The sequence below is a fragment of the Streptomyces sp. NPDC048290 genome, assembly GCF_040652095.1.
In the GTDB taxonomy this organism is placed as follows: domain Bacteria; phylum Actinomycetota; class Actinomycetes; order Streptomycetales; family Streptomycetaceae; genus Streptomyces.
In genome coordinates, this window is sequence record NZ_JBEZLM010000005.1 from 240249 (window position 1) to 262616 (window position 22368).

Here is a 22368-nt window from a genome sequence, read left to right on the forward strand (position 1 = left end):
TCCCCCGGGCCGCAGCGCCGCGCCCCCGGTTCAGCCCCCCGCGATCCGCAGCGCCGCGTCCCCCGCTTCAACCCCCCGCGATCCGCAGCGCCGCGTCCGCCGTGGCCCGTGCGAGCGCTCCCACCGGCCGGTCCGGGCCCGCGCGGCGGACCAGGATCACGCCCTCGATCAGCCCGAAGACCAGATCGGTCCGCAGCTCCAGCTCCCCCTTGCCGAGCGCGCCGCCCGCCTCCGTGGCCGCCAGCAACTGCCGGTAGGCGTCCCGCAGCTCCGCCCGCACCGCGTGGAACCCGGCGAACCGCTCGCTGCGCACCTCGGGCAGCAGATACAGCGCGCCGAGATTGTGCGGCCCGCCGCAGAGCAGCTCCACGTCCGCCCGGCACAGCTCCCACAGCCGCCGCCCGGCGTCCGCCGAGTCGTCGGCGAGCAGTTCGCGGGCGTACGCGAGGGACGGCGTGACCGTGGACTCCAGCAGCGCGGCGAGGAGTTCCTCCTTGCCGGAGACGTAGTGGTACATGGACGCCTGCCGCATCCCGGCGCGCTCGGCGACCGCCCGGGTGGAGGTGGCCCCGTACCCGAGCGTGGTGAACAACTCGGCGGCGGCCCGCAGCAGTTCAGCCCGGGGCGTCAGCCCGCTGTCCGGGCGCGCGGCGGCCCTCGGCCGTCCGACCCGCCGTGCGCCGCCCGTGGTCCCCATGGGCCCGATCGTCGCACAGCGCACCGCCCGGCGATCACGGCCCCGCGCCACCGCCCAGCCAGGCCAGCCCACCGCCACCACCACCACCCAGCCAGGCCAGCCCACCACCACCGCCACCACCGCCACCACCACCGCCACCACCGCCACCGCCACCGCCACCGCCACCGCCCAGCCAGGCCAGCCCACCGACGCCGACGGACAGGCCGCCGAAGCCGCCCACACCCGCGCCCAGCACCGCGCCCCGCCCCCCGTGAGGGATCGGTAACCGCGCGGGAACGTCCGGGCAACGCCCAGGACCCGGCCCCCGCCTAATTTCTGTCGCGCGACAGAAACTCCCCCCTCGTCCCCGACCAGGCACCCCCGCCGGAGGTTCCCCATGGCGACAGCCACCCCGTACGGCGCACGGGCCCACGCGCGGGCCCAGGACGGCACCCGCGCCGAGGCCATGCCCGTCGTCCCCGCCGCCGACTGGCCCGACCCGCCCTGCGAGGCGGGCCATCTGGTGTGGGCGGAGACGGTCGCGGGCGGCGGCTACACCCACCGGGTCCTGGCCCGCGGCACCGAGCTGCGCCTCACCGACCCGCACGGCGACGCCTGCGCCCATCTGCTGCTGTACGCCGCCGACCGGCCCTGGGAGCGGCTGAACGTGGCCGATACGGTCAAGGTCCAGTGGAACGCCTACCTCGGCGAAGGCGTCCTGCTGCTCTCCGACCAGGGCCGTGTCCTGGCCTGCCTGGTCGCCGACACCTCCGGCCGCCACGACGCCCTGTGCGGCACCTCCGCGCTGGCCCGCAACACCGCCCGCTACGGCGACGGCAGCCCGCAGTCCGCCTCCCCCGCCGGACGCGAGCTGTTCAAGCTGGCCGCCGCCAAGAACGGCCTGGAACCCCGCGATCTGCCGCCCTCGCTCTCCTTCTTCCAGGGCGTCCGCGTCGCCGCCGACGGCTCCCTGGACTTCACCGGCTCGGCGGGCCCCGGCGCGAGCGTCACCCTGCGCGCCGAGCAGGACATCACCGTCCTGCTGGCGAACGTGCCCCACCCGGCCGACCCCCGCCCCGCCTACCACAGCACCCCGCTGGAGGTGCTGGCCTGGCGGGCGGCACCGACCCGCCCCGGCGACCCCCTGTGGGACGCCACCCCCGAAGGCCGCCGCGCCTTCCTCAACACCACCGAATTCCTCACCGCGAGGGGGCTCGCATGACCGGCACACCACCTCCGACCCAGGCCGCCGCTCCCCGCCCCACCGAGACCCCGCCGCACTCCCCCCGCGCCACCGTGACCCCGTCCCCAGCCACCCGCCCCACCGTGGCCCCACCCGGCGCCACCCGCCCCACCCTGGTCCCGCCCCGCGCCGCCTGGTCCGCCGTGATCCCCGCCCTCCACACCCTCACCCTCACCGACCTGCACGGCAACCAGGCCGTCGACTTCCTTGTCTACGACGCCCACGACACCGCCACGCGCTACAGCGCCCCCGACACCCTGCACGCCCAGGGCAGCCTCTTCCTCACCACCGGCAGTGTGCTGCTCTCCACCGAGCACACCCCGCTGATGACGGTCACCGCCGACGAGGTCGGCCGCCACGACACCGTCGGCGGCGCCTGCTCCAAGGAGTCCAACACCCTGCGCTACGGCCACCACACCTGGTCCCAGCACGCCTGCGTCGACAACTTCCTGGCCGAGGGCGCCCGCCACGGCCTCGGCAAACGGGACCTGGTCTCCAACGTCAACTGGTTCATGAACGTCCCCGTCGAGCCGGACGGCACCCTCGGTATCGTCGACGGCCGCTCCGCCCCCGGCCGCTCCCTCACCCTGCGCGCCGACACCGACGTCCTGGTCCTGGTCTCCAACTGCCCCCAGATCAACAACCCGTGCAACGGCTTCGAGCCGACCGCCGTCGAACTGACGATCGGGGCCCCCGGATGAGCTTCGACACCCTGCTGATCGCCAACCGGGGCGAGATCGCCGTACGGATCATCCGCACCGCCCGGGAACTGGGGCTGCGCACGGTCGCCGTGTACTCCGACGCCGACCGCGCGGCCCCGCATGTGCGGCTCGCGGACGAGGCGGTGCGGCTCGGTCCGGCGCCCGCCCGCGCCTCCTACCTCGACGCGGATCTGGTGCTGGGCGCGGCCAAGGACACCGGGGCGGGCGCGATCCACCCCGGGTACGGCTTCCTGTCCGAGGACGCGGCCTTCGCCCGGCGCTGCGCGGACGCCGGGATCGAGTTCGTCGGCCCGACCCCCGAGCAACTGGAGCTGTTCGGCACCAAGCACACCGCGCGGGCGGCGGCCGAGGCGGCCGGTGTGCCGCTGGCCCCCGGCACCGGTCTGCTGTCCGCCCTGGACGAGGCCCTCGACCGGGCGTCCGCGCTCGGCTACCCGGTGATGCTGAAGGCGACCGGCGGAGGCGGCGGCATCGGCATGTCCGCCTGCCGGGACGCCGCCGAACTGGCCGGGGCGTGGGAGCGGGTGCAGCGGGTCGCCGCCGCCTCCTTCGCCACGCCCGGGGTGTTCCTGGAGCGGCTGGTGGAGCCCGCCCGCCATGTCGAGGTGCAGGTCTTCGGCGACGGCGCGGGCCGGGTCGTCACCTTCGGCGACCGCGACTGCTCCCTCCAGCGCCGCCACCAGAAGGTCCTGGAGGAGGCCCCCGCCCCCGGCCTGCCCAGCCACGTCCGTGCCCGCCTCGCCACCGCCGCCCGCGACCTGTGCGCCTCGGTCGGCTACCGCTCCGCCGGAACCGTCGAGTTCGTCTACGACGCCGCCCGCGAGGAGGCGTACTTCCTGGAGGTCAACACCCGCCTCCAGGTGGAGCACCCGGTCACCGAGGAGACGTACGGCGTCGATCTCGTCGCCTGGATGCTGCGCCTCGCGCGCGGGGAGCGCGAGGTCGTCCGGGAGCCGGGGCCGCCGCGCGGACACGCCGTCGAGGCCCGGCTGTACGCCGAGGACCCGTCCCGCGACCACCGTCCGGGCGGTGGCCTGCTGACCCGGGTGGCGTACCCGCCGGGCGTCCGGGTGGACGGCTGGGTGGAGGCCGGGACGGAGGTGACGACGTCGTACGATCCGCTGCTCGCGAAGGTGATCGCGCACGGGCCGGACCGGGAGACCGCGCTCGCCCGGCTGGACGCGGCGCTGGCCGCGACCCGGGTGGACGGCATCGAGACCAACCTCGGTCTGGTCCGCGCGGCCCTCGCCGACCCGGAGTTCCGCCGGGCCGCCCACGGCACCGCCACCCTGGCCGCCGTCCACGACCCGACGCCCCGGATCGAGGTGGTGTCGGCGGGCACCCTCACCACCGTGCAGGACTGGCCCGGCCGAACCGGGCTGTGGCAGATCGGGGTCCCGCCGAGCGGCCCGATGGACGACCGCTCCTTCCGCCTCGGCAACGAGGCCCTCGGCAACCCGGAGGGCGCCCCCGGCCTGGAGTGCACCCTGAAGGGCCCGGCGCTGCGCTTCACCCACGCCACCACCGTCTGTGTCACGGGCGCCCCCGCCCCGGTAACCGTCGGCGGCGTCCCGGCCGCCCTCGGGGAACCGGTCACCGTCCCCGCCGGGGCCGTCCTGGAGGTCGGCGCGGCCACCGGACCCGGACTGCGCACGTATGTCCTGTTCGCGGGCGGCGGCCTGGACGTCCCCCCGTTCCTGGGCAGCGCCAGCACCTTCACGCTGGGCCGGTTCGGCGGCCACGGCGGACGCGCCCTGCGCACCGGGGACGTCCTGCACGGCGGCACGGTCACCGAAGGGACCCCGGTCACCGACACCGTGCCCCTCACCACCGCGTGGCGGATCGGCGCCGTCGAGGGCCCGCACGCGGCACCGGAGTTCTTCACCGAGGACGACATCCACGCCTTCTACGCCGCCGAGTGGAAGGTCCACTTCAACTCGGCCCGCACCGGCGTACGGCTGGTCGGCCCCCGCCCGCGCTGGGCCCGCCCCGACGGCGGCGAGGCGGGCCTGCACCCGTCCAACATCCACGACACCCCGTACTCCGTGGGCGCCGTCGACTACACCGGGGACATGCCGGTGCTGCTGGGCCCCGACGGGCCCTCCCTCGGCGGGTTCGTCTGCCCGGCGACCGTCCTGAGCGGCGAACGCTGGAAACTGGGCCAGCTCCGCCCCGGCGACACGGTCCGCTTCGTCCCGGTCACGGTGGACGGCACACCCCGCCCGGCGATCGTCGACGGCGGTGTCCTCGCCCGGGACGGCGATGTGACCTACCGGCGCGGCGGCGACGACAACCTGCTGGTCGAGTTCGGCCCGATGCGGCTCGACCTGGCGCTGCGGATGCGGGTGCACGCGCTGATGCAGGCGGTGGAGGCGGCAGCCGCCGACCTGGCGGCGATCCAGGACCTCACCCCGGGCATCCGCTCCCTCCAGATCCGCCACGACCCGGCCGGCATCTCCCAGCCTGACCTGCTGGCCCGGGTACGGCGGCTGGTGGCGGCCCTGCCCCCCACCGACCACCTGGTGGTGCCGTCCCGCACGGTCCACCTCCCCCTGTCCTGGGACGACCCGGCGACCCGCGAGGCCATCGCCCGCTACATGGCGGGGGTCCGCGACGACGCCCCCTGGTGCCCGTGGAACATCGAGTTCATCCGCCGCGTCAACGGCCTGGACTCGGTGGACGACGTGTACCGGACGGTGTTCGACGCCGAGTACCTGGTCCTGGGCCTCGGCGATGTGTACCTGGGCGCCCCGGTCGCCACTCCCCTCGACCCCCGCCACCGGCTGGTCACCACCAAGTACAACCCGGCCCGCACCTGGACCGCCGAGAACTCCGTCGGCATCGGCGGCGCCTATCTGTGCGTGTACGGCATGGAGGGGCCCGGCGGCTACCAGTTCGTCGGCCGCACCACCCAGGTGTGGTCGGGCTGGGCGCAGCGCGGCGCGTTCGAGCCGGGCAAGCCCTGGCTGCTGCGTTTCTTCGACCGGATCAAGTGGTACCCGGTGGAGCCGGACGAACTGCTGGAGCTGCGCGCGGACCTGATCTCCGGCCGGTTCGCCCCGAGGATCGAGGAGGGCACCTTCTCGCTCGCCGCCCACCAGGAGTTCCTGGACCGTGACGCCGACGCCATCGCCGCGTTCCGGGCCCGGCAGCGGGCCGCGTTCGCGGCGGAGCGGGACGCCTGGGAGGCGGCGGGCGAGTTCACGCGGGCCGAGGCGGCGGCGGCACCGGCCGTCCCGGTGGGCGAGATCGCCGTACCACCGGGCGGACGGCTGGTCGAGGCGGAGTTCACGGCGTCGGTCTGGCAGGTGACGGTCCGCCCCGGCGACCGGGTGACGGCGGGCCAGCCGCTGCTGACGCTGGAGGCGATGAAGATGGAATCCCGGGTGACCGCACCGGCGGACGGCGTGGTGAGCGAGGTACTGGCCCGCCCCGGCGACCAGGTGGAGGCGGGCACAGCCCTCCTCGTCCTGTCCCCGCCCTCCGACACCCCGACCCGGGAGACCCCATGACGACGACGCCCTCTTCCCCCACGACCGCCGCCTCACCGACCGGTCCGGCAACGCACACCGCCGCCTTGCGGGCCGCCGCCCCTGAGGCCACTCCGCCTCCGGCCACCACCCCTGAGGCCACTCCTCCGCCTCCGGCCACCGACCCGACAGCCGGTCCCGCGACGGCCGCCGAGCCGACAGCCACTCTCCCGACGCCCACTCCCCCAACAGCCACCGACCCCACACCCGATCCCGCCACGGCCGCTGCCCCGACACCCACTCCCCCCACAGCCACCGACCCCACACCCGCTGCTCCGACGACCGCCCGCCCGACGACCGCTGCCCCCACAGCGACCGCCCCGACAACCCCCGCCCCAACCCCCGCTCCCCCACCCCCCGTGCTCGACCGCGTGCGCGCCGCCTACGACCGGATCGCGGCCGTGGACCGCCCCGAGATCTGGATCGATCTGCGCCCGCGCGCCGACGCGGAGGCCGAGGCGGTGGCACTGGACGCCCGGCTCGCCGCCGGGGAACGCCTCCCGCTGGCGGGACGGCTGCTGGCCGTCAAGGGCAACATCGACGTGGCGGGCCTGCCCACGACGGCGGGCTGCCCCTCGTACGCCTACCGTCCGGACGGGGACGCCCCGGCGGTGGCCCGGCTGCGGGCGGTGGGCGCGCTGGTGCTGGGCACCACCAATCTGGACCAGTTCGCCACGGGCCTGGTGGGCACGCGCTCGCCCTACGGCCCGGTCCGGAACGCCGTCGATCCGACGCGGGTGTCCGGCGGCTCCAGCTCCGGTTCGGCCGTCGCGGTGGCGCTGGGCATCGCCGATCTCGCCCTCGGCACGGACACGGCGGGCTCGGGCCGGGTCCCGGCCGCGTTCAACGGCGTCGTCGGCGTCAAACCGACCCGGGGCCTGATCCCGACGGACGGTGTGGTCCCGGCGTGCGCGAGCCTGGACTGTGTGACGGTGTTCGCCCGCACCCTCCCGGAGGCGGAGACCGCCCTCGCCCACCTCACCACCCCCGTGACCAGGCCCCTCCCCCCGCTCCCCCAGCGCACCCCGGGCCCCTGGCGGATCGCGATCCCCCGCCCCGGCCAGCTCGGCCCCCTGGACGAGGGCTGGGCACAGGCGTACGAGGCGGCGGTGGCCCGCGTGTCGGCAGCCGGCGCGGAACTGCGCACCCTCGACCTCACTCCGTTCACCGAGGCGGCGGCGATGCTGTACGAGGGCGCGTTCGTGGCCGAGCGGTACTCGGCGGTGGGCGCCTTCGTGGACCGCTCGCTGACCGCCGGGGCGCGGGATCTCGACCCGACCGTGGCCGCGATCATCAGCGGCGCCCGCGACATCCCGGCCCACCGCCTCTACACCGACCAGGCCCGCCTGGCGGCCCTGCGGGCACGGGCACTTGAGGAACTGGCCGACGCGGACGCCCTGCTGCTGCCCACCACCCCGGGCCACCCCACCCTGGCGGAGGTCGCCGCCGATCCGCTGGGCGCCAACGCCCGCCTGGGCCGCTTCACCAACTCCACCAACCTCTTCGACCTGGCGGCGGTCGCCGTCCCGGCGGACGAGGTGCGCGGACTCCCGTTCGGCGTGATGCTGATCGGCCCGGCGTTCACCGAAGACCTCCTCACCCGCGTCGCCCGCCTCCTACGGCCCCCGGCATACGTGGCGGTGGTGGGCGCCCACCTGACGGGCCAGCCCCTCAACCCCCAACTCCGCGCCCTGGGCGCCCATCTGACCCGCACGACGACCACGGCCCCGCTCTACCGCCTGCACGCCCTGCCCACGACCCCACCGAAACCGGGCCTGGTCCACGTGGGCGAGACAGGGGGCGCCCCGATCGAATGCGAGATCTGGACCCTCCCCCCAGAGTCCCTGGCCCACCTCCTGACAACCCTCCCCCGCCCGATGACCCTAGGCAGAATCCACCTGTCAGACGGCACCACAACCCCAGGCTTCCTCTGCGAACCAGACGCCCTGCCCAACACGAGGGACATCACGCCATACGGAGGCTGGCGCGCATACTTGAACGCCGGATAAGGAGGCGCCCTTTTGGGGGCGCTGGGGGTACCCCCTCTGGGGGAGGAACTGCGCGACCAGCCCCCACTCACCCGCACGCGAGAGTCAACCTCTTAGGGGCGCTGGGGTACCCCCTTCTGGGGGAGGAACTGCGCAAACACCCCCACCCACCCGCACCCGAAAACCAACCCCTCCGGTCAGCCGGCGGAGCCCCCGTCACCCCACAGACGAGTAAGCCACAACCCCCCGCAACAACCCGTCAACCGCCTTACGCGCAGCCTTCCCCACCGTCGACCCGCCCGGCGCAGCCGCCTGCACCTGCCCCAACACATCGATCACCTGCTTGCACCACCGCACAAAATCCCCCGCAGGCATGTCCGCCTCCCGCAGCACCTCATCGAGCCCCTTCCCGGAAGCCCACTCGTACGCGGCCCAGGCGAACCCGAGATCCGGCTCACGCTGGCCGACCCCCTCGGTCTGGGTGATCCGGAACTCCTCCTCCAGCGCATCCAGCCGCCCCCAGATCCGCACCATCTCCCCCAGCGCGGCCTTGGCCTTCCCGGACGGCACCTTCGGCGCCATCGCGTCGTCCGAGACCCGCGCCTCGTACACCAGCGCGGACACGCACGCGGCCAGCTCGGCGGGACCGAGCCCCTCCCACACCCCGGCCCGCAGACATTCGCTGGCCAGCAGATCCAGCTCCCCGTACAACCGGGCGAGCCGCTTGCCGTGCTCGGTGACCTCGTCCTCGCGCAGATAGTCCAGGTCGGTCAGCAGCGCCACGATCCGGTCGAAGGTGCGGGCGATGGTGTTGGTACGGCCCTCGATACGCCGCTCGAGCTGCGCGGTGTCCCGCAGCAGCCGGTGGTAACGCTCGGCCCAGCGGGCGTGGTCCTCCCGGTCGGCACAGCCATGGCAGGGGTGGGCGCGCAGGGCGGCCCGCAGCCGGGCGATCTCCCGGTCGTCGGCGGCCTGGGAGCGCTGCTTGCGGTGCCGCTCGGCGGGGATGTGCCCGGCCTTGGTGCGCAGCGCGGAGGCGAGATCGCGGCGGGACTGCGGGGAGCGCGGGTTGAAGGACTTGGGGATACGCATCCGCTCCAGCGGCTCCACCGGCACCGGGAAGTCCATCGCGGCGAGCCGCTTGACCTGGCGCTCCGCGGTGAGCACCAGGGGGCGGGGCCCGTCGTGTTGCTCGAAGCCGCGGTGGCCGTTGGACCGTCCGGCGGGCAGCCCGGGGTCGAGGACCAGGGCGAGACCGGCGTACTTCCCCGTCGGGACATGGATGACGTCACCGGGCTTGAGCCGCTCCAGGGCGACGGCGGCCTCGGCGCGCCGCTGGGCGACGCCCTGCCGGGCCAGCTCGGTCTCGCGGTCCTTCAGTTCCCGGCGCAGCCCGGCGTACTCCTCGAAGTCGCCGAGGTGGCAGGTCATCGACTCCTTGTAGCCGTCGAGCCCTTCCTCGTTGCGCTGCACCTGCCGGGAGATCCCGACGACCGACCGGTCGGCCTGGAACTGCGCGAACGACGTCTCCAGCAGCTCCCGCGAGCGGTGCCGCCCGAACTGCTCGACCAGATTGACCGCCATGTTGTACGACGGCTTGAAGCTGGAGCGCAGCGGATAGGTACGGGTCCCGGCGAGTCCGGCGAGGTGGTCGGGGTTCATCCCGCGCTGCCACAGCACCACGGCGTGGCCCTCGACGTCGATGCCGCGCCGCCCGGCCCGCCCGGTGAGCTGGGTGTACTCGCCGGGGGTGATGTCGGCGTGCTGCTCGCCGTTCCACTTGACGAGTTTCTCCAGGACGACGGAGCGGGCGGGCATGTTGATGCCCAGGGCGAGGGTCTCGGTCGCGAAGACGGCCTTGACCAGTCCGCGGACGAACAGTTCCTCCACGACCTCCTTGAACGTGGGCAACATGCCCGCGTGGTGGGCGGCGATCCCGCGCTCCAGGCCCTCCAGCCACTCGTAGTAGCCGAGGACATGGAGATCCTCGGTGGGGATGGCGGCGGTGCGCTCCTCGACCAGGGCACGGACCTCGGCGCGGGCCTCGTCGTCGTTGAGCCGCAGCCCGGCGTGCAGACACTGCTGGACGGCGGCCTCGCAGGCGGCGCGGCTGAAGATGAAGGTGATGGCGGGCAGCAGGCCCTCGGCGTCGAGCCGCTCGATGACCTCGGGGCGGCCGGGCGTCCAGATCCGGGAGCGCTGTCTGCGCTCCCGCTCCCGGTCGGCCTCGCGCATGGCGCGTCCGCGTCTGCGGTCCTGGTAGGAGGGGCGGCTGGCCTCCATCCGGGCCATCCGGGTCAGATCGGGGTTGACGGCCTTGCGGTGGCCCTCACCCTCCTCGAACAGGTCGTACATCCGCCGTCCGGCGAGCACGTGCTGGAACAGCGGGACCGGCCGGTGCTCGGAGACGATCACCTCGGTGTCGCCGCGCACGGTGTCGAGCCAGTCGCCGAACTCCTCCGCGTTGGAGACGGTCGCCGAGAGTGACACCAGCGTCACGGACTCAGGAAGATGGATGATCACCTCTTCCCACACCGCCCCCCGGAAGCGGTCGGACAGATAGTGCACCTCGTCCATGACCACATGGCCGAGGCCGAGGAGGGTCTGTGAGCCCGCGTACAGCATGTTCCGCAGCACCTCGGTGGTCATCACGACCACCGGGGCGTCGGAGTTGACGCTGTTGTCACCGGTGAGCAGGCCGACCTTGTCGCTGCCGTAGCGACGGGACAGGTCGTTGTACTTCTGGTTGGACAGCGCCTTGATGGGCGTGGTGTAGAAGCACTTGCGGCCCTGGGTGAGGGCGAGGTGGACGGCGAACTCGCCCACGATCGTCTTGCCGGAGCCGGTGGGGGCGGCGACGAGCACGCCCTTGCCGGACTCCAGCGCCTCACAGGCTTCGATCTGGAAGGGGTCGAGCCCGAAGTCGTACATCTCGCGGAAGGACGCGAGCGCGGTGGCCTGCTCCACAGCGCGCCTGCGGGCTGCCGCATAGCGCTCGGCAGGTGAGAGGTCCTCTGTCATCGTGCTTTCGAGCGTACCGGGCCGCACTGACAACAGGACGATCATTATCCCGATCGCCCGGCATGCCCCGTTCGGGCTCGGACGACGCCCCGTCCGCCGCATCAGAACGCCCCGCATCGAACCAAAGATCAAATGAAGCCACGGTGAACAAAAGTCAGCCATTTACTGACATCTCCGTTGACGCGACCCCGCCATGCCGGAAAGAGTCAGAGTGCTTGAACGCACGTTCGAATCATCGGATGCACACCTGCCTTCGAGAGGAAGAACCTTGACGCTCCGCCTGCCTCGTCTGCTGACCACAACCGGTGCCGCCGCGCTCGCCGTCGCGGGTCTCGTCGCGATGCCCGGCACCGCATCGGCTGCCGCCGCCAGCGAATGCAGTGCACGACAGCACAAGGAGTTCGACACGCTCGGCGTCAATCTGGACGCCTACATCACCCTGTGCGTCTACCGCGACGCGAGCAACGACTACAAGGCCACCGCGTACGTGTCCTGGGCCGACGGCGGTCAGGGCAACTCGGGAGGCATGGAGAAGTTCTACGTGCAGGTACGCGTGGAACGGAACGACACCGTCTACCGCACGAACACGACCAACTACTCAAACGTGATGAACTCGGCCGGTTCGGGCTCGGGGAGCAACAGCACCCCCGAGTACCGCAGCGCCACGACGGGCGGCTGGACCGCCGACGGCACGGTCACCTACAACATCGACCTCGACGGGGAGGGCGACAAGACCTGGCAGCTGGGCGGCTCACCGTCCATCTGATCCAGTACGTCACAACGCCCTGGGGTGCCGCACGCGAGCAGCACCCCAGGGCGTCTACCGATCAGGTCGGATACGGCGGTCAGGTCACGTCGTCATAGCCGTTGACCTGCCGTCCGCTGGACTGCTCCGGCAGCATCCGGCTCGCCGACACCGTCTCGACCTCGTCGATGCGCTCGGGGGAGAGATCCAGCTCGGACGCCTCGTCGTCGTCGGGTCCGGCTGCCTCCCGACGACGGCGGCGGCTGTCGTTCACCAGCGAGAACAGCACCGCCCCGAAGTAGAACACCCAGATCGGCGCGGCCAGCATCAGCATCGTCAGCGGGTCGGTGCTGGGCGTGGCCAGAGCCGCGAAGAGGGTGATGCCCAGGATCATGGCCCGCCACCAGCCCAGCATCCGCTTGCCGGTGAGGACCCCGGTGAGATTGAGCATGATCAGCAGCAGCGGCAGCTCGAAGGAGACGCCGAAGACGACGACCATCCGGGTCACTATGTCCAGCAGGTCGTCCAGCGGCAGCAGGTTGAGCGTGCCGCTCGGCGTGAACCCGATCAGCACCTCGGCCGTCGTGGGAAGCACCTGGTAGGCGAAGTAGGCGCCACCGATGAACAGCGGGGCCCCCATGCCGACGAACCAGTACGCGTACTTCCGCTCGTGCCGGTGCAGACCCGGCGCGACGAACGCCCACAACTGGTACAGCCAGACCGGCGAGGCCAGGACGATACCGGCGGTCAGCGACACCTTCAGCGCCAGCGTGAACGGCATCAGCAGACCACTGACGGTGATCTGCGCGCACGGGTCCCCGGAGGTGGACCGCGCCAGTTCCTCGAAGGACTGGTCACACCCGACAGAGTCCAGGATCGGCCGGGTGATGATGTTGATGATCTCGTAGTAGAAGAACGCGGCGACGACCGTGACGACAACGATGCCCAGCAACGCCTTCGCGAGCCGGTTGCGTAGCTCACGAAGATGTTCCGCGAGGGGCATCCGCCCGTCGGGGTCCTTCTCCGTCTTGCGGGCGGACTTCAGCAACCCACGTTCCCATCTCGTTCGGCGGGCCGGAGGTCACCGGCCCTCGGTCAGCGCTTGGCGGAGTCCGTCGGCTCGGTGACCGGGCGGGAACTGGTCACATCGCCGGGGGAAGCCTGGATGATGCGCTGGGCCGGGGCCTGCTCGTCCGTCTTCGGCGGGTCGGCGGGGGCGGGGTCCTTGTTCCCCTCGTCCTTCATGGCCTTGGCCTCGCTCTTGAGGATGCGCGCGGACTTACCGAGCGAACGGGCCATGTCCGGAAGCTTCTTCGCGCCGAACAGCAGGATGATGACGACGAGGATGAGAATGATCTCGGTCGGTCCGAGCCTTCCGAACATAAGTCTTTACCTTCTCACCGAGGCGGCTGGGTGGGGTGCTGACCAGCCGGTCGGACACCAGTCCGATCAGCCGTACGCCAGCGATCGTAACGCTCAGGGGTGAACGCGAAGCAATCCCTGTGCGTACTCCTTACTCCCGCTCCGCGGTCCGCGCCTCATCTCCGGGCCGCGATCAGCAGCGTACCTTCCGGATACGGCCTGTTGACAGGGCGAAGCGACCCAAATCGCGTGGCGCACGGCACTCACAACGCCGCAGCCCAGGCACGACACCGGTACCGGGCCCCCGCCGGGGCCGGGATTCACAGCGAATCGACAGACCGCGCCGTGCTCACCGAGGCCCGCTCCAGTTCCTCGGCGGCCCGGCTGATCCGCGCCGCGGACTCCGTCACCTGCCGGCCGAGGCCCTGCGCCGCCAGGAACACCCGCACGGCGAGCACACCGAGCACCACGATCCCCAGGAACCCCACCACTACCGCGAACATCGGCCAGAACATGGCCCGAGCCTAGACCGTCCCGTCACCGGCGGGGACGCTCAGCGGACCGGCTGGAGTCTCAGCGTGCTCACACCGCCCCCGGTGAGCAGCTCCACGATCCGCTCACCGGCCGGTTTACGGACCAGGGTGTCGCAGTCCGGGCAGGTGAAGGAGTAGAACGTGGTGCGGCTGCTGCCGCCGATGGCCAGCCGCAGCGCGCTCGCGGCCAGCTCGAAGCTGCCCCGGCAGTCCGGGCAGCCCGCCCGGAACACCACGGGGGCCACATTCCGCATCCCGGCGAACGCGGCGGCGACCGTCATGCCCCGCGCACCGGACGACACCGATTCGCTCACCGTGTCTGCTCCTCTTCCCTCGCTCAGTTCGCCTGCCGACCGCCCCGGCGGACACCGGGGTCCCTCTCGCACGCCACCGCGTACGTCCCGCTCGTCCATCCCCCGCGCGCACATCCCGGGGCACGTCCCGCTCCGCTGGTCCCGTGCGCGGACCACATGTCCCGGCCCGGCCCGTACGGCATCGCTCCCGCGTGTCCCACGGCCGTCGCCGTCCTCTGCCGCTGTCGCCGTCGCGGGCGCAGCCTCGCCCCGGTCGCAGCGCCGCCCGGTCCGGGCGCGCCGGGACGTCTCAGCCGTTCCCGGTGTCCGCCCCGCGGTCCGTCCCGGCCGCCTCGACGTCGTCGTACGCCGCCAGGGCGTCCCCGGCGGCCGTGCGGGCGCTGTCGGCCAGCTCGCGGGGGGCCACGATGCGGCCGTCGGCGCCCAGCCGCAGCGCCAGCCGTCTCAGCGAGGCCGGGTCGGGGGTGCGCAGGGTGATCCGCAGACCGCCATCGGCGAGTTCATCGGCGCTGTCATGGGGGTAGTACTCGGCGACCCAGCGTCCGCCGGGGCCGACCTCCACCACCACCTCGGGGTCCTCCGCGGCGGGCTGCACCAGCCCCTCCGACAGGTCCCGCAGCTCGACCTCGGGCGGCGCGGACGGCTCGTCGAGGACCCGGATCTCGGCGACCCGGTCGAGCCGGAACGTACGCCGGGCCTCGGAGCGGCGGCACCACGCCTCCACATAGGTGTGCCCGACGCTGACCAGGCGGATGGGGTCGATCTCCCGCTCGGTCAGCTCGTCCCGCGCGGGCGAGTAGTAGCGGATCCACAACCGGCGCCGCTCCGAGATCGCCCGGTCCACATCGGCGAACACCCCGCCCTCGGACTCGAACGTCACCGACAGCCGGGCGCTCGCCCCGGCCGCCTCCCCGGCCGCCGCCTCCACCTTGGCGGTGGCCCGCAGCAGCGCCTGCCGGTCGCCCTCACGCAGCCCCGGCAGGGTCGCGACGGCCCGCGCGGCGACCAGCAGCGCCGTCGCCTCGTCGGCGGCCAACCGCAGCGGCTCCGCGGCCTCCGCGCCGAGCGCCGCCGGGTTGTGCCACCAGATGCGCTCGCCGTCGGTGTCGATGTCGAGGAGATCACCGCCACGGAAGCTCGTCCCGCACATGGGCAGCACATCCAGGTCGGAGACCAGCTCGTCCTCGGTGATCCCGAAGGCGCGCGCCACGTCCTCGATCCGCGCGCCGGGCCGCTCCCGCAGATATGTCACCAGGGACAGCATCCGCCGGGTCTGGTCGATCGCGTTCACGGGCCTGATCGGCTTGCCGGCCACTGTCCCCACTTCCTCACTTCGTCGTCCGCTCCCCCTCAGCCCTTGGCCACGGCACGCAGCCGGTCGACCACGTCGGCCCGCAGCTCCGACGGCTCCAGGACCACCACATCGGGCCCGAACTCCACCAGCCACGCGTCGAGTCCATGCCCGTACGGAACATCCAACTCGTCCCACCCGTCGCCGAGTTCCCGTACCGCGGTGGCCTTCGCCCGCAAGGGGTAGCCGGAGCCGGTGCGCAGCCGGATACGGGCGCTGCGGTCCGCGGTCTCCCCGGCCCACCCGGCGACCGTCTCGCGGACGGTGACGACATCGGGGACCGGCGCGGTGAACCGCCCGGCCCGCGAGCGCACCTTCCCGGTGATCCTCGACAGCCGGAACACCCGCTCGGCGCCCCGGTCCCGGTCGAAGCCCGCCAGGTACCAGTGGCCCCGCCAGCACTCCAGCGCCCAGGGCTCGACCGTACGGGTCCCGGGGTGGGCGGCGGTGGCCTTGCGGTACTCGAAGGCGACCGGGCGGCGGTCGCGGCAGGCCAGCATCAGCGGCTCGAACGCCGCCTCGTGCACCGGGATACGCGGTTCGAGCGCGCTGTGCGCCTCGTACGGGTCGACGTCCTCGGGCAGGCCCGCGGCGCGCAGCTTCTGGAGGGCGCCGCTGGCGGCTCCGGCCAGCCGGGCCTGCTGCCACACCTTGGCGGCCAGGCCGAGCGCCGCGGCCTCCTCGGCGTCCAGGGTGATGGGCGGCAGCCGGTTGCTGTCCCGGCGGGCGAGATAGCCGACCTCGCCGTCCAGGTTCTCCACGGTCTCGATGACCAGGCCCAGTTCGCGCAGATCGTCCTTGTCACGCTCGAACATCCGGTTGAACGAGTCGTCGCTGCCCGCTTCGAGATACGCCTCGATGGACTCCCGAAGTTCGCGCTTGCTGAGCGGACGCCGCGTCCCGAGCAGACACAGCGCCAGATTCATCAGCCGCTCGGCCTTGGCAATGGCCATCGACGCCCTTCGCCTTCCGTATGGTGCTTAGACCGATGACCGTACCGGTCCACCGTACGGTCACAAAAGCCGAGGGCCCATGCCCGGACGGGCATGGACCCCGACTGATCGATCCCCGGTCCGATCCGGACCCGCTCCGGACCATTTCCGACTCCGGCCCGGACACCGGCCCGGGACCGGCCCGACAGCCGCCGGGCTCCGGTCCGGCCGGACGCCCGACTCGGACCCCGGTCACCGATCCGGTCCCGGTCACCGATCCGGTTCCGGCCCCGTCAGACATCCGGCTCCGATCCGGTCGGACATCCGGGGCCGGTCCGGTCGGACGCCCGAGCTCGGATCCCGGTCACCGATCCGGTTCCGGCCCCGCCGGACATCCGGCTCCGGTCCGGTCGGACGTTGCTCTCCGGTCAGACCGAGACCAGGTCGCAGACGAAGATCAGGGTCTCGCCCGGCTTGATCCGGCCGCCGGCGCCCCGGTCGCCGTACGCCAGGTGCGGCGGGATGACCAGCTGGCGGCGCCCACCGACCTTCATGCCCTGCACGCCCTGGTCCCAGCCGGAGATGACCTGGCCGACACCGAGCTGGAAACTCAGCGGGGTGCCACGGTTCCAGGACGCGTCGAACTCCTCGCCACTGGAGAAGGCCACGCCCACGTAGTGCACGGAGACGGTGTCGCCCGCCTTCGCCTCCGGGCCCTCGCCCTCCCAGATGTCCTTGATCTCCAGGTCCGCCGGGGGCTCGCCGCCCGGGAAGTCGACCTCGGGCTTGTCGATGCTCACGTCTCGCTCCTGCGTGTTCTACGGATAGTGCAACGCGCCCAGTCTTTCACCTCGGCGGCGCCGGGGCGCGGGCACGGGTGCCGCCGGGCCGACATCACATCTTCGCCAGGATGTCCACCGAGAAGACCAGCGTCGAGTCCTTCTTGATGTCACTGCCCTGCGGGGGCTGGTCCCCGTACCCCAGCGCGGGCGGGATGACGATCAGGACCCGGCTGCCGACCTTCTTGCCGGTCAGGCCCTGCGCCCAGCCCGGCACGACCTGCTGGAGCGAGAACGACGTCAGCGCGCTGCGGCTGTAGCTGGAGTCGAACTCCTTGCCGGTGTCCCACAGCACCCCCTTGTACTGCACCAGGACCGTGCTCTCCGCGGCCACCTCGGGGCCGTCGCCCTCGATGACGTAGTTCGCCACCAGCTCCTTCGGCGGGTCCGTCTTGGGGACCGTGATCGTGGGGGCCTTGCCGTCGGTGTTGGTGCCCACCTTGGGCAGGTCCACGTTGTCCTGGGCCACATCGGTGCCCTTGGCGGAGCTCTTCGCGTTGAACGTCTGCTGGATGTCGACCACGAACACCAGCGTGTCCGTGCCCTTGATCCCCGCCTGCTCATTGCCCCCGGTGCCATAACCCCAGGTCGGCGGCACCGCCATCTCCACCCGGCTGCCCGCCTTCTTGCCCGCGAGGCCATAGCGCCAGCCGTCGATGATGGAACCCGCGGCGAGCTGGATCAGCAGCGGCGTGCCCCGGTCGTAGGAGTTGTCGAACACCTTCGCGGTGTCCCAGATCTGGCCCAGGTAGTTCGCCTGGATGTAGTCGTTCTCCGCGACCGTCGCACCACCGCCCGCGATCACCGTCTTCACCGCGAGCTGGTCCGACGGCTCACCCGTGCCCTTGGCGACGGTCGGCTTCTCGTCGAACTTCGTGCCCGCCGTGATCGCCGGGAGCGGACCCTCGACGATCTTCGGCGGCGGCGCGGCGGAGGACGAACCCGACGCGGACGGCGACGCCGAACCACTGGCGCTGCTGGAGTCGGACCCGTCGTCCCCGCAGGCGGCGAGGGTGACCAGGCCGGCGGGAACGGCGATGAGAACGGAACGTCGGCGCACGGTGGGGGCCTCGTAATCAATCGATCTTGTAGTGGGCGTGCGCGCAACTCTACGGCGTGAGAAGGGCGCCGCACGAAGAACGTACGGCGCCCGTGTGGCGTTCCGGCGATCGACCGGAACGGAACACTCTTTTCCCGGGAGTCACATCCCGCACGCCCCCGGGGTCATCCTGCGGCGGTCACATGCCCGCGATCACATCCCCGCGATCAGCTTCTCCACCCGGTCGTCCACCGAGCGGAACGGGTCCTTGCACAACACGGTGCGCTGTGCCTGGTCGTTGAGCTTCAGATGGACCCAGTCCACCGTGAAGTCCCGGCGCTGCTCCTGCGCCCGCCGGATGAAGTCCCCGCGCAACCGCGCCCGAGTCGTCTGCGGCGGCACCGACTTGCCCTCGAAGATCTTCAAGTCGTTGCAGATCCGCGCGGCCTGGCCCTTGCGCTCCAGCAGGTAGTAGAGCCCCCTGCGCCGGTGGATGTCGTGATACGCGAGGTCTATCTGCGCGACCCGCGGATGCGACATCGTCATGTTGTTCTTCGCCCGGTACCGCTCGATGAGCTTGTACTTCATCACCCAGTCGATCTCGGTACCGATCCGGTCCAGATCCTCCGCCTCGATCGCGTCGAGCGTACGGCCCCACAGCTCCAGCACCTGCTCGACCGTGCCCGTGCGGATACCGCGGCGCTCACAGAAGTCCACGGCCTTCTCGTAGTACTCCCGCTGCACCTCCAGCGCGGACGCCTCCCGGCCGCTGGCCAGCCGCACCTTGCGGCGGCCCGTGATGTCATGGCTCACCTCGCGGATCGCCCGGATCGGGTTCTCCAGCGTGAGATCCCGCATCACCGTGCCCGCCTCGATCATGCGCAGCACCAGATCGGTCGCGCCGACCTTCAGCAGCATCGTCGTCTCGGACATGTTCGAGTCACCCACGATCACATGCAGCCGCCGATAACGCTCGGCGTCCGCGTGCGGCTCGTCACGGGTGTTGATGATGGGACGGGAACGGGTCGTCGCGGACGACACGCCCTCCCAGATGTGCTCGGCCCGCTGACTGACGCAGTACACCGCACCCCGCGGCGTCTGGAGCACCTTGCCCGCGCCGCACAGCAACTGCCTCGTCACCAGGAACGGAATCAGAATGTCCGCGAGTCGCGAGAACTCCCCGTGCCGCGCCACCAGATAGTTCTCGTGGCAGCCGTAGGAGTTTCCCGCCGAGTCGGTGTTGTTCTTGAAGAGGTAGACGTCGCCCGCGATTCCTTCCTCGTGCAGGCGTCGTTCCGCGTCCACCAGAAGACCTTCGAGAATGCGCTCGCCGGCCTTGTCGTGGGTGACCAGTTCGATCACGTTGTCACATTCCGGTGTCGCGTATTCCGGATGTGATCCGACGTCGAGATAGAGCCGGGCGCCGTTGCGCAGAAAAACATTGCTGCTACGGCCCCATGACACGACACGGCGGAAGAGGTACCGCGCCACCTCGTCAGGAGACAGGCGCCGCTGTCCCCTGAACGTGCACGTGACGCCGTACTCGTTCTCCAGCCCGAAAATGCGGCGGTCCATGACTGAACATTACGCCCGTTCACCAGAACTGAAACGGGGTTCGACGGTCCGGTTCTGATCATTTTCCGAGGAAGCCGCGATCACCGCCCCACGCACCGGAACCCCCAGCACCCGCCCCGTGGCCAGCAGGACCAGCAAAGACGCCGCCCCCGCCACCGCCGGAACCGCGAACCCCCACAGCGCCCCGCCCGACTCCACCACCGGCCCCGCCAGCCCCGTCCCCACCGACGCCCCCACCGTGAACGTCGTCACAAACCACGAGAACGCCTCCGTCACCGTCCCCGCCGGAGCATGCCGATCCACGATCACAAACGCACACGCGATGGCCGGCGCCAGAAACACCCCCGCCACCCCCGTCAGCACCGTCATCGCCACCGGCCCCGGCACCAGCAGCAACGGCAGATAACACACCGCCAGCAAAGCCACCAGCACCCGCAACCGCCGCTCCGGCGCCCCCGCCCACTGCCGCGCCCCGTACACCATCCCGCCCACCAGCGCGCCCAGCCCAAGACCCGCCATCAGCCAGCCGTACACCACATCGCCGCCCCGGTCGTCCGCGTACGACACCGCCGCCACCGTGATCGACCCCAGCGCCACCCCCACGAACAGAAACGCCGCCAGCAGCGCCAGCAGCCCCCGCGAACGCAGCGCGCCCAGCCAGTGCGCCTCCCGCGGCGCCGACCGCCACTCCCGCGACGGCCGCGACACCACCACCGACAGCGCCCCCAGCACCCCCACCACGTTCAGCACCAGCAGCGCCGCCTGCGCCGACCACACCGACACACACAGCGTCACCAGCAGCGGCCCGACGGTGAACATCACCTCCTGCGCCACCGCGTCCATCGCGTACGCCGTATGGACCTGCCCCTCCTTGCGCAGCACCGACGGCCACAGCGCCCGCAGCCCGCCCTCCAGCGGCGGCGTGAACAGCCCCGCCCCGGCCACCGCCGCGTACGCCACCCCCAGCGACCCGATCCCCGCGAACGCGAACACCGCCATCGACGCCGCCGACACCAGCACGGCCGGCAACTGCACCCGCGGCTGCCCCCGCAGATCCACCAGCCGCCCCAGCAGCGGCTGCCCCACCGCGTTCGCCACCCCGTACACCGCCGCCAGACCGCCCGCCAGACTGTACGAACCGCCCTCCGCGCGCACGAACAGCACGATCGCGATGGCCGCCGTCGCGTTCGGCAACCGCCCCACCAGCGTCCCCGCCAGCAGCCGGGCCGCGTATCTCGTCCTGAGGATCTCCAGATACCCCGTGGCCACCGCGCACGCCCCTCCACGCTCAAGTGTTACGTATAACGTCCGCCGTCATACGTACCATGAGCGCTGACCGGACGTCCACACAGCCGGACATCCACACAGAAGGAGAAGCCGCACGGTGGCACACGGCAGCACCCGCCCCACCAGCCGCGACGTCGCCCAAGCCGCCGGCGTCTCCCAGGCCGCCGTCTCCCTCGTCCTCGGCGACAAATGGCGCGGCCGGGTCTCCGCACCCACCGCCCAACGCGTCCGCGACGCCGCCCGCGACCTCGGCTACCGCCCCAACCTCGCCGCCCGCAACCTCCGCCTCGGCCACACCCGCACCGTCCTCCTCGTCGTCCCCGCCCTCACCACCGAATTCTTCGCCGGCGTCTACACCGGAGCCGCCCGCGTCGCCGCCCGCCACGGCTTCGGCGTCGTCCTCTACCCCTCCCCCGAAGGCATCGGCCCCGCCCGCCCGTCACCCACCACCGCCCCCAAAGGAAGGCCCTGGCGGGCCACCCCCATTCCCGACCCCTTCGCCTCCGCACAGGCCGCCCTCGACGGCATCCTCGCCTCCTCCATGGCCGCCGACGCCCTCACCACCCTCCGCGGCGACCAACTCCCCCTCGTCATGCTCGACAGCGACCCCCACGGCAGCCTCGGCGCCGCCACCGTCAACCTCGACATCGCCGACGGCATCCGGCAGATCACCGACCACCTCACCACCCTCGGCCACCGCCACCTCCTCCACCTCGCCGCCGACATCCCCTCCTGGACCTTCGACATCCGCGCCCGCGAACTCACCACCCGACTGGCCGCCACCCCCGGCACCACCCTGCGCACCACCCACGCCCCCATCGACATCGACGCCGCCCGCGACGCCACCACCGCCGCCCTCACCACCCCCGGCCCCCGCCCCACCGCCGTCGTCTGCGACGACGACAAACTCGCCGCAGGCGTCTACAAAGCCGCCCGCCGCCTCGGCCTCACCATCCCCGACGACCTCTCCGTCACCGGCCTCGACGACCTCGCCCTCGCCACCGCCCTCGACCCCGAACTCACCACCGTCCGCCTCGACGCCGAACTCTTCGGCGAACACGGCATGCACGCCCTCCTCGCCGTCCTCGACGGCCGCGAACCCGACGGCCGGGACATCCCCGTCCACCTAGTCCCCCGAGGCTCCACAGCACCCCCGGCAGACCCGTCAGACCCGCAGGGCGACACGGGCACGGGCACCTGAGCCCGGACAC

At 72.1% G+C, this 22368-nt stretch carries 19 protein-coding genes; 7 read left to right on the forward strand and 12 right to left on the reverse strand.

Features of this window, described 5'->3' with window-relative positions:
• Nucleotides 1-67: 67 nt before the first annotated feature.
• Nucleotides 68-697, reverse strand: coding sequence for a TetR/AcrR family transcriptional regulator (locus AB0D49_RS10550; protein WP_362754039.1), 630 nt, complete (start codon nt 695-697; stop codon nt 68-70).
• Here AB0D49_RS10550 and AB0D49_RS10555 point away from each other — a divergent pair.
• From AB0D49_RS10555 to atzF, 5 genes are all read left to right on the forward strand, one after another.
• Nucleotides 696-962, forward strand: coding sequence for a hypothetical protein (locus AB0D49_RS10555; protein WP_362754042.1), 267 nt, complete (start codon nt 696-698; stop codon nt 960-962). The two genes, AB0D49_RS10550 and AB0D49_RS10555, sit on opposite strands and share 2 nt — an antisense overlap.
• Before the next feature lie 111 nt (nt 963-1073).
• Entirely contained in the window at nt 1074-1898 is an 825-nt protein-coding gene (locus AB0D49_RS10560; RefSeq protein WP_362754045.1) for an urea amidolyase associated protein UAAP1, read from the forward strand.
• Nucleotides 1895-2620, forward strand: a complete 726-nt coding sequence (locus AB0D49_RS10565) for an urea amidolyase associated protein UAAP2 (protein WP_362754049.1) — start codon at nt 1895-1897, stop codon at nt 2618-2620. The genes AB0D49_RS10560 and AB0D49_RS10565 overlap by 4 nt, the downstream gene beginning before the upstream one ends.
• The gene (locus AB0D49_RS10570; RefSeq protein WP_362754053.1) at nt 2617-6153 is read left to right on the forward strand and encodes a 5-oxoprolinase/urea amidolyase family protein; all 3537 of its coding nucleotides are present in this window, start codon (nt 2617-2619) and stop codon (nt 6151-6153) included. The genes AB0D49_RS10565 and AB0D49_RS10570 overlap by 4 nt, the downstream gene beginning before the upstream one ends.
• Before the next feature lie 377 nt (nt 6154-6530).
• The gene (atzF, locus tag AB0D49_RS10575; RefSeq protein ID WP_362754056.1) at nt 6531-8180 is read left to right on the forward strand and encodes an allophanate hydrolase; all 1650 of its coding nucleotides are present in this window, start codon (nt 6531-6533) and stop codon (nt 8178-8180) included.
• A gap of 195 nt (nt 8181-8375) precedes the next feature.
• Here the strand turns inward: atzF and AB0D49_RS10580 are convergent, their stop codons facing one another.
• On the reverse strand, nt 8376-11225 hold the full coding sequence (locus AB0D49_RS10580; protein WP_362754059.1) for a DEAD/DEAH box helicase: 2850 nt from the start codon (nt 11223-11225) through the stop codon (nt 8376-8378).
• A gap of 223 nt (nt 11226-11448) precedes the next feature.
• On the opposite strand from AB0D49_RS10580, the gene AB0D49_RS10585 reads away from it, so the two are divergent.
• Nucleotides 11449-11946, forward strand: a complete 498-nt coding sequence (locus tag AB0D49_RS10585) for a hypothetical protein (protein WP_362754062.1) — start codon at nt 11449-11451, stop codon at nt 11944-11946.
• A gap of 79 nt (nt 11947-12025) precedes the next feature.
• Here AB0D49_RS10585 and tatC read toward each other — a convergent pair whose 3' ends face one another.
• From tatC to AB0D49_RS10635, 10 genes are all read right to left on the reverse strand, one after another.
• Complete coding sequence (tatC, locus tag AB0D49_RS10590) at nt 12026-12973, reverse strand: twin-arginine translocase subunit TatC (protein WP_362754065.1); 948 nt, start codon at nt 12971-12973, stop codon at nt 12026-12028.
• A gap of 47 nt (nt 12974-13020) precedes the next feature.
• Nucleotides 13021-13308, reverse strand: a complete 288-nt coding sequence (tatA, locus tag AB0D49_RS10595) for a Sec-independent protein translocase subunit TatA (RefSeq protein WP_362754068.1) — start codon at nt 13306-13308, stop codon at nt 13021-13023.
• Between the two features lie 299 nt (nt 13309-13607).
• Nucleotides 13608-13802, reverse strand: coding sequence for a hypothetical protein (locus tag AB0D49_RS10600; protein ID WP_362754072.1), 195 nt, complete (start codon nt 13800-13802; stop codon nt 13608-13610).
• 38 nt (nt 13803-13840) lie between these two features.
• Entirely contained in the window at nt 13841-14134 is a 294-nt protein-coding gene (locus AB0D49_RS10605) for a hypothetical protein (protein WP_362754075.1), read from the reverse strand.
• Between the two features lie 289 nt (nt 14135-14423).
• On the reverse strand, nt 14424-15449 hold the full coding sequence (locus AB0D49_RS10610) for a WYL domain-containing protein (protein ID WP_362754078.1): 1026 nt from the start codon (nt 15447-15449) through the stop codon (nt 14424-14426).
• A gap of 35 nt (nt 15450-15484) precedes the next feature.
• Nucleotides 15485-16438: a WYL domain-containing protein gene (locus tag AB0D49_RS10615; RefSeq protein WP_362754081.1), complete on the reverse strand. Its 954-nt coding sequence runs from the start codon at nt 16436-16438 to the stop codon at nt 15485-15487.
• Nucleotides 16439-16845: 407 nt separating this feature from the next.
• Entirely contained in the window at nt 16846-17217 is a 372-nt protein-coding gene (locus AB0D49_RS10620; protein WP_362754083.1) for an FKBP-type peptidyl-prolyl cis-trans isomerase, read from the reverse strand.
• Between the two features lie 94 nt (nt 17218-17311).
• Nucleotides 17312-18316, reverse strand: a complete 1005-nt coding sequence (locus AB0D49_RS10625; RefSeq protein ID WP_362754086.1) for an FKBP-type peptidyl-prolyl cis-trans isomerase — start codon at nt 18314-18316, stop codon at nt 17312-17314.
• Between the two features lie 192 nt (nt 18317-18508).
• Nucleotides 18509-19870: a Pup--protein ligase gene (pafA, locus tag AB0D49_RS10630; RefSeq protein WP_362754089.1), complete on the reverse strand. Its 1362-nt coding sequence runs from the start codon at nt 19868-19870 to the stop codon at nt 18509-18511.
• Between the two features lie 9 nt (nt 19871-19879).
• Complete coding sequence (locus AB0D49_RS10635; protein ID WP_362754092.1) at nt 19880-21139, reverse strand: MFS transporter; 1260 nt, start codon at nt 21137-21139, stop codon at nt 19880-19882.
• A gap of 115 nt (nt 21140-21254) precedes the next feature.
• On the opposite strand from AB0D49_RS10635, the gene AB0D49_RS10640 reads away from it, so the two are divergent.
• A complete protein-coding gene (locus AB0D49_RS10640; RefSeq protein WP_362754095.1) occupies nt 21255-22358 on the forward strand; it encodes a LacI family DNA-binding transcriptional regulator in 1104 nt (367 codons plus the stop codon).
• The last annotated feature ends 10 nt before the right edge of the window (nt 22359-22368 follow it).

Excerpts from the sequence above, each read along its gene's own strand:
- AB0D49_RS10555 (WP_362754042.1), top strand. The coding sequence starts at position 696 with ATGGGCCCGATCGTCGCACAGCGCACCGCCCGGCGATCACGGCCCCGC.
- pafA (WP_362754089.1), bottom strand. The coding sequence starts at position 19,870 with ATGGACCGCCGCATTTTCGGGCTGGAGAACGAGTACGGCGTCACGTGC.
- AB0D49_RS10615 (WP_362754081.1), bottom strand. The coding sequence starts at position 16,438 with ATGGCCATTGCCAAGGCCGAGCGGCTGATGAATCTGGCGCTGTGTCTG.
- AB0D49_RS10600 (WP_362754072.1), bottom strand. The coding sequence starts at position 13,802 with ATGTTCTGGCCGATGTTCGCGGTAGTGGTGGGGTTCCTGGGGATCGTG.
- tatA (WP_362754068.1), bottom strand. The coding sequence starts at position 13,308 with ATGTTCGGAAGGCTCGGACCGACCGAGATCATTCTCATCCTCGTCGTC.
- AB0D49_RS10580 (WP_362754059.1), bottom strand. The coding sequence starts at position 11,225 with ATGATCGTCCTGTTGTCAGTGCGGCCCGGTACGCTCGAAAGCACGATG.
- AB0D49_RS10550 (WP_362754039.1), bottom strand. The coding sequence starts at position 697 with ATGGGGACCACGGGCGGCGCACGGCGGGTCGGACGGCCGAGGGCCGCC.
- AB0D49_RS10560 (WP_362754045.1), top strand. The coding sequence starts at position 1,074 with ATGGCGACAGCCACCCCGTACGGCGCACGGGCCCACGCGCGGGCCCAG.
- AB0D49_RS10570 (WP_362754053.1), top strand. The coding sequence starts at position 2,617 with ATGAGCTTCGACACCCTGCTGATCGCCAACCGGGGCGAGATCGCCGTA.
- AB0D49_RS10565 (WP_362754049.1), top strand. The coding sequence starts at position 1,895 with ATGACCGGCACACCACCTCCGACCCAGGCCGCCGCTCCCCGCCCCACC.